The 6038-nt window shown below is 62.9% G+C and carries 3 protein-coding genes and 1 pseudogene; 3 read left to right on the top strand and 1 reads right to left on the bottom strand.

The window, feature by feature from the left end:
• A partial coding sequence (locus tag M8J71_RS18880) for a hypothetical protein (RefSeq protein ID WP_256249342.1) occupies positions 1 to 191 on the top strand: 191 nt, incomplete at its 5' end.
• 299 nt (positions 192 to 490) lie between these two features.
• Here the strand turns inward: M8J71_RS18880 and M8J71_RS18875 are convergent.
• Positions 491 to 1315 carry a putative protein N(5)-glutamine methyltransferase gene (locus M8J71_RS18875; protein ID WP_256249341.1) on the bottom strand — a complete coding sequence of 275 codons (825 nt, stop codon included), beginning with the start codon at positions 1313 to 1315 and terminating at the stop codon, positions 491 to 493.
• A gap of 181 nt (positions 1316 to 1496) precedes the next feature.
• Here M8J71_RS18875 and M8J71_RS18870 point away from each other — a divergent pair, with 181 nt between their 5' ends.
• Positions 1497 to 2528: a lactonase family protein gene (locus tag M8J71_RS18870; RefSeq protein WP_256249340.1), complete on the top strand. Its 1032-nt coding sequence runs from the start codon at positions 1497 to 1499 to the stop codon at positions 2526 to 2528.
• Between the two features lie 322 nt (positions 2529 to 2850).
• A pseudogene (locus M8J71_RS18865) lies at positions 2851 to 6008 on the top strand (alpha-amylase family glycosyl hydrolase).
• Positions 6009 to 6038: the final 30 nt, after the last annotated feature.

The raw sequence follows: 6038 nt of genomic DNA, 5'->3' as shown, positions 1-6038 counted from the left end.
GCCCCACCAACACAGACAACGGCGCCCTCCTCTGCTCCGGCCACCACCACCTCATCCACAAAGAACAATGGACCATCACCACCATCAACAACACCCCCTGGTACACACCCCCAAAACACCTCGACCCCCACCAAAAACCCCAACAAAACACCTACTTCAAACCACCACCCCCACCAACACCCCGGGAATGAACGCGGGCTGCTGGGCCTGATAAGTCGTTCAGCCAACAATCAACCCGCTTCCGCCGCTTCCCGCCGCGGGTGTCGAGGCCGGGAACCTGCAGGATCTTTCCCCTCGGTTGCCGCGTCCACGGTTACTGCACGAGTTACTGCAGGACTTACTGCACGAGTTACTTCACGAGTTACTGCAGGACTTACTGCACGAGTTACTTCACGAGTTACTGCAGGAGTTACTGCAGGAGTGGCGGCCCCGGATCTTGGAAAGTTCCGGGCCCAAAAGAGATTTGGCACCGAAGACTCCGGAATGCGGACTATGCCCGTGCAGTTCCGACCACAACCGTGCCGTCCAGCTCGTCGGAGTGGACAGTCTGCACCCCAAGCCCTGCAGCAACCATGATTGCGGCGGTTCCAGCGGCTTGGTGCTCGCTGGTTTCGATGACGAGATGGCCAGATGGATCCAACCACTCTGTAGCTTTTTCGATCACCAGCCTGTGCAGGTCCAGTCCGTCGGGACCACCGTCGAGCGAGATCTGCTGTTCGTAGATCCTGGCTTCGGGCGGCATGGTCGGCAACACGCTAGTGGGCACGTAGGGAGCGTTGGCCACGATGAGCTGCACTTGCCGCTTGAGCCTGGTAGGAAGCGCAGCATACAAATCACCCTGATGGACGTACCCGCCCAGCGGTAACAAGTTCCGGCGGGCACACTCCACTGCAGCTGGATCAATATCCGCCGCGTGGAGTTCCCGCACGGACACTTGGGAGGCTACTCCCACACCCACTGCCCCCGATCCGCAACACAGGTCCACAACGATGGCGGATACCGACGAGCTGGCTGGGGTCAAGCTGTCCCGCAGCAGCGAGGCACCTTCCGAGACGAGCAGTTCGGTGCGTCGTCGCGGCACAAAAACACCTGGGACAACGGTTACCCGAAGCCCGCAAAACTCCGCCCAGCCAACGATATATTCAAGGGGTTCACCGGAAACGCGGCGCTCCACCCACTCGAAAAGCTCGGCGGGACTGGACGCTTCCGTCAGGAGCAGCTGCGCCTCGTCTTCGGCGAAGACACAGCCAGCTGCCCGCAGCATGGGCACAAGGTCCCCGAGAGTGGGCGAAGCAAGTGAATCAGCAGCCGGCATACAACGCCTTTCGGTGATCCGGGGCCTTCCCTCTCTACCGGGCCAGGAGGCCCGAACGGCACAATAGGAGCCACCCGAAACGGATGAAGCAGGAATCGGGCCCACCTCTTTTGCAACCGCAGGAGTCCAATGCTAATCCGCAGTTCCCCGGTTTGGTGGGCTTTCTTGGCAGGATAGAGCTATGACTTCCCCTGGCCCGCACTCCCTGATTTGGACCGGCACCTACACCCCCGACGGCGGCGGACGCGCGGAAGGGATCGGAGCGTTGTCGGCCCGCCCCGATGGCTCGCTCGAATGGTTGGGAACGGCCGTCAGGACCGACTCGCCATCGTTCGGCGCCGTTCACCCCACTTTGCCCGTGGTGTACGCCGTGGCCGAGCAGCGCAAAATGGTCAGGGCCTTTCGCCGCACCGGAGATTTCGGGCTGGAGCCGCTTGGTGACCCGCAACCCTCCGGAGAAGCGACCTGCCACGTTGCGGTGGACCCGCAGGGACGCTTCCTCACCGCCACTTGTTGGGGGGACGGCCAGGTCCTGCTGTACGAATTGGATTCCGACGGCGGCATCACCGCACGCTTCCCGGCGCTGCCCTCGGTGGATCCGCACGCCAGCCAGACCCCGGGAGAGCCCCGGCAGAGCCGTGCCCACGCAAGCCTGATGCTGACGGACGGGCGCATTATGACGACGGATCTGGGCCACGACACCCTCCGGATCTGGAATTATGTGCCCGGGTCGGGCTTAGTGGCCGACCACGAGGTGGCCCTCCCTTTCGGGTGCGGCCCGCGCCACCTGGTGCAGCATGCCAGTGGCAACGTGTTTGTGGTGTCGGAATACTCGGTTGAAGTCTTCGTTGTCAGGCCGGAAGCGGGGACGTTCGAACTCGTCTTCCGGGGCCCTGCCACATCAGGCGGCAGCCAGCCAGACGATTCCGCCGCTGAAATCTGCCTCGGCCACGAGGGCAGGAACGTCTATGTGGGGGTGCGCGGCTCCAACCTGGTAAGCGTGCTGGAGGTTGGAGCCGGCGGGACGGAACTGGTGCCGGTACACGATTTTCCGAGCGGAGGAAACTGGCCGCGGCATCATCTGGTCAGGGGCCGCTGGCTCCACGTGGCTCACGAACGGTCAGACAACATAGCCACTTTTGAACTGGACCACGCCACGGGCTTGCCCGGGACCATGATCCACAACCTGGAGGTGCCCTCCCCACCGCCTTGATACCCGCAGGATAAGCTTCGCCCGCCCGGGCATCAGGACCGGGAGAGCCCCTTCACCGCAGACCTCAGACATAGCGCGCCAATTCGGGCAGGGGTATTTCCTAAACGCTGGAGTTATTCCGTGCAAGCGCTTACAGTTGTGACTTGGTTCACAGGGCAGCTGGGTTGCTCGGTGGACTTGGCATCCCCATGCCACCCCTTGCCCCGGCAAGCCTGAACAGCAGCGCAGCTACCAGGAAAGGTCTCCTGCCTTGAAATTCCGCACCCTCCCGAGCATGCCCCCAAGCGATAGAACTGGCGTGAGAAAACGCGCCAAGGGAAGCATGGCAGAAGACTCAAAAACGACCACACAAACAACTTCCACTTCGGCACCTCAACCCCCGGCGTCCCACGCCAGGTCCCAGACCACCACTGCTAAGACCCTCCATGCGCAGACCACCACAGCCCGCACCACCACAGCCCGCACGGCCGTTGCCTTGCTGGCAGCCGCAGTAGCAGCCGCAGTGGCCGTTTCAGCGTCCGCTCTTCCCGCGCAGGCAACTCCCGGCCCCAAGGACCCAGGAGCGGGGTCGGCCCTGCAAAGCCTCCGAGACCCGGTATCAGACGAAAACTTCTACTTCGTCATGGCCGACCGTTTCAGCAATGGCAGCACGGCCAACGACCAGGGCGGCCTGGGCAATGACCCCATGGTGTCCGGCTTCGACCCAACCAAAAAGGGTTTCTATAACGGCGGTGACCTCGCTGGCCTGCTGGACAAGATCGACTACATCCAGGGCCTGGGTACAACCTCCATCTGGTTGACACCGAGCTTCAAGAACAAGGCCGTACAGCCGGAGGACAAATCGGCCGGGTACCACGGCTACTGATCACGGACTTCACCCAAATCGATCCACACCTGGGCACCAATGCCGAACTCAAGGCCCTGATCGACGAAGCCCACAGTCGCGGCATGAAGGTGTACTTCGACATCATCACCAACCACACCGCGGACGTCATCGGCTACGAGAAAGCCCCGCGCATGGGCTACGCCTCCAAGGATGAAGTACCGTACAAGACTGCGGACGGCGAGGCTTTCGACGACAGGGACTACGCGGGCTCGGAAAGCTTTCCCAAACTGGACGCCAAGTCGTTCCCCTACGCACCGGTCCTCGAAACTGGCGAGGAAAACCTGAAGGTTCCGGGCTGGCTGAACGATCCCAACCTCTACCACAACCGGGGTGACACCACTTTCGCCGGTGAGGATGCCTACTACGGTGACTTCTTCGGCCTGGATGACCTCTTTACCGAGCACCCGAAGGTGGTGGACGGCATGAAAGAGATCTATAAAACCTGGATCCGCGACTTCGGGGTGGACGGCTTCCGGATCGACACAATGAAGCACGTCAACAACGAGTTCTGGCAGAATTTCGGCCCTGACGTCCTGAACTACGCCAAGGAGCAGGGCAAGGACGAGTTCTTTATGTTCGGCGAGGTTTTTGACACCACCAAGAGCTTCACGTCGCAGTTCACCACCCGCAACCAGATGCAGTCAGTGTTGGACTTCCCCTTCCAGGACGCGGCCCGCAACTTCGCCTCGAAGGGCCAGGACGCACGTGCCCTGGAAACCTTCTTCGCAGGTGACGACTGGTACACCGACGCCGACTCCAACGTCTACCAATTGCCCACCTTCCTGGGCAACCACGACATGGGCCGCATCGGGAGCTTCATCGCCGCCGACAACCCCGGATCAACCGACGCGGAGCAGGTGGCCCGCGATCAGCTGGCCCACGAGCTGATGTACTTCTCCCGCGGCAACCCCGTGATCTACTACGGTGACGAACAGGGCTTCACCGGCCCTGGCGGTGACCAGGATGCCCGGCAGACGCTCTTCGCGAGCCAGGTGCCGGAATACCTCGACGACGACCTGCTGGGCTCCGACGCCACCCACGCCACGGACAACTTCAACCCCGGGCACCCGCTCTACTCGAAGATCAGCCAGCTCGCAGGCCTGACCAAGGAACATCCGGCACTGCGTGACGGCGCCCACCAGCACCGTTACGCCTCCGAAGGTCAAGGCATCTACGCCTTCTCGCGTACGGACGCCGGAGACCAGCGCGAGTACGTCGTGGCGCTGAACAACAGCGAGCAGACGCAGAGCGCAGAGGTGCCAACGTACATCGCCAAGCGCAACTACACCCGCGTTTACGGTGAAGGCGCCGACGAAGCCAAAACCTCCGCGGACGGCAAGCTGGCAGTCACCGTTCCCCCGCTTTCTGCCGTGGTGTACCAGTCGTCCGGCCGGATTCCGCACTCCAAGGCGGCGCCCGCCGTCGTCCTCCAGGAGCCGGCGGCGGCGCAAGGCGACAACGGGCGCCTTAAGGTGACGGCCGACGTCGGCGGCTCCTCGTTCTACCAGGTCACCTTTGAGGCCAGGACGGCAGGCGGCGAATGGCAGCCCATCGGAACAGACGACACGGCGCCCTACCAGGTGTTCCACGACGTGGCGGCGCTGGATGCCGGCACTGCCGTGGAGTACCGCGCCACCGTGCTGGACAACGGCGGCCACACCGCCACCTCCCAGACCCGCACGGCCGCAGTTCCCGCCCCGGTTCTCACCCTGCAGAAGCCATCGGAGGGAAGCAGTGTCAAAGGCCCGGTGGAGCTCAGCGCCACCGCGGACCCGGAAAAGGCCAGCCACGTGGTGTCTTTTGAGCGCAGCGTGGCCGGCGGCGAGTGGACCGCGGTGGGTTCCGATGACTCATCACCTGTCTATTCAGTGACGGACGACGTGTCGGAGTTGAAGGACGGAACACAGGTACAGTACAGGGCCTCCATGACCGGCCCAGGTTTCAACGTGGTTAGCGACGTGCGGACGGTCACAGTGGGTGACGCTCCGCAGCCGGACTCGGTGACGGTGGCCGGATCCATGAACCAGCTGATGGGCTGCACCGAACCGTGGCAGCCATCCTGCGCACAGGCCATGCTGAAGCTGGACCCCGCGGACAAGATCTGGCGCCTGACAGTGGACCTGCCGAAGGGACAATACGAGTACAAAGCCGCTCTCAACGGCACCTGGGATGTGAGCTACGGAGCTGGCGGCTCGGCTGATGGAGGGAACATCGTGCTTGACCACCCCGGTGGGAAGGTGACGTTCCGCTATGACAACAGCACGCATGTCATGAGTGCCGTGTACGCGTCCCAGCAGCCCTCGGCGGTCGCCGTGGCTGGCAGCCTGAACACTGAACTGGGCTGCGCAACGGACTGGGAGCCCGCCTGCGACCAGGCACAACTGGTGCTGGATCCGGCTGACCTCGTATGGAAGCTGACCGTTCCCAACCTTGCGGCCGGCAATTACGAGTTCAAGGCAGCTTTGGACCGGTCCTGGGGCGTCAGCTACGGCGCCAACGGCTCACCAACCGGCGGCAACATTCCGTTCAAGCACGACGGCGGAGCGGTCACCTTCCGCTACGACCACTTCACGCACCTGATCACGGCGGGCTAAAGCTTTCCTGCCGCTCCAGCAAAGGGCCAC

Origin of the sequence: Pseudarthrobacter sp. R1, assembly GCF_024494415.1 — a bacterium.
In the GTDB taxonomy this organism is placed as follows: Bacteria; Actinomycetota; Actinomycetes; order Actinomycetales; family Micrococcaceae; genus Arthrobacter.
This window is presented reverse-complemented; position numbering and strand designations above follow the sequence as displayed.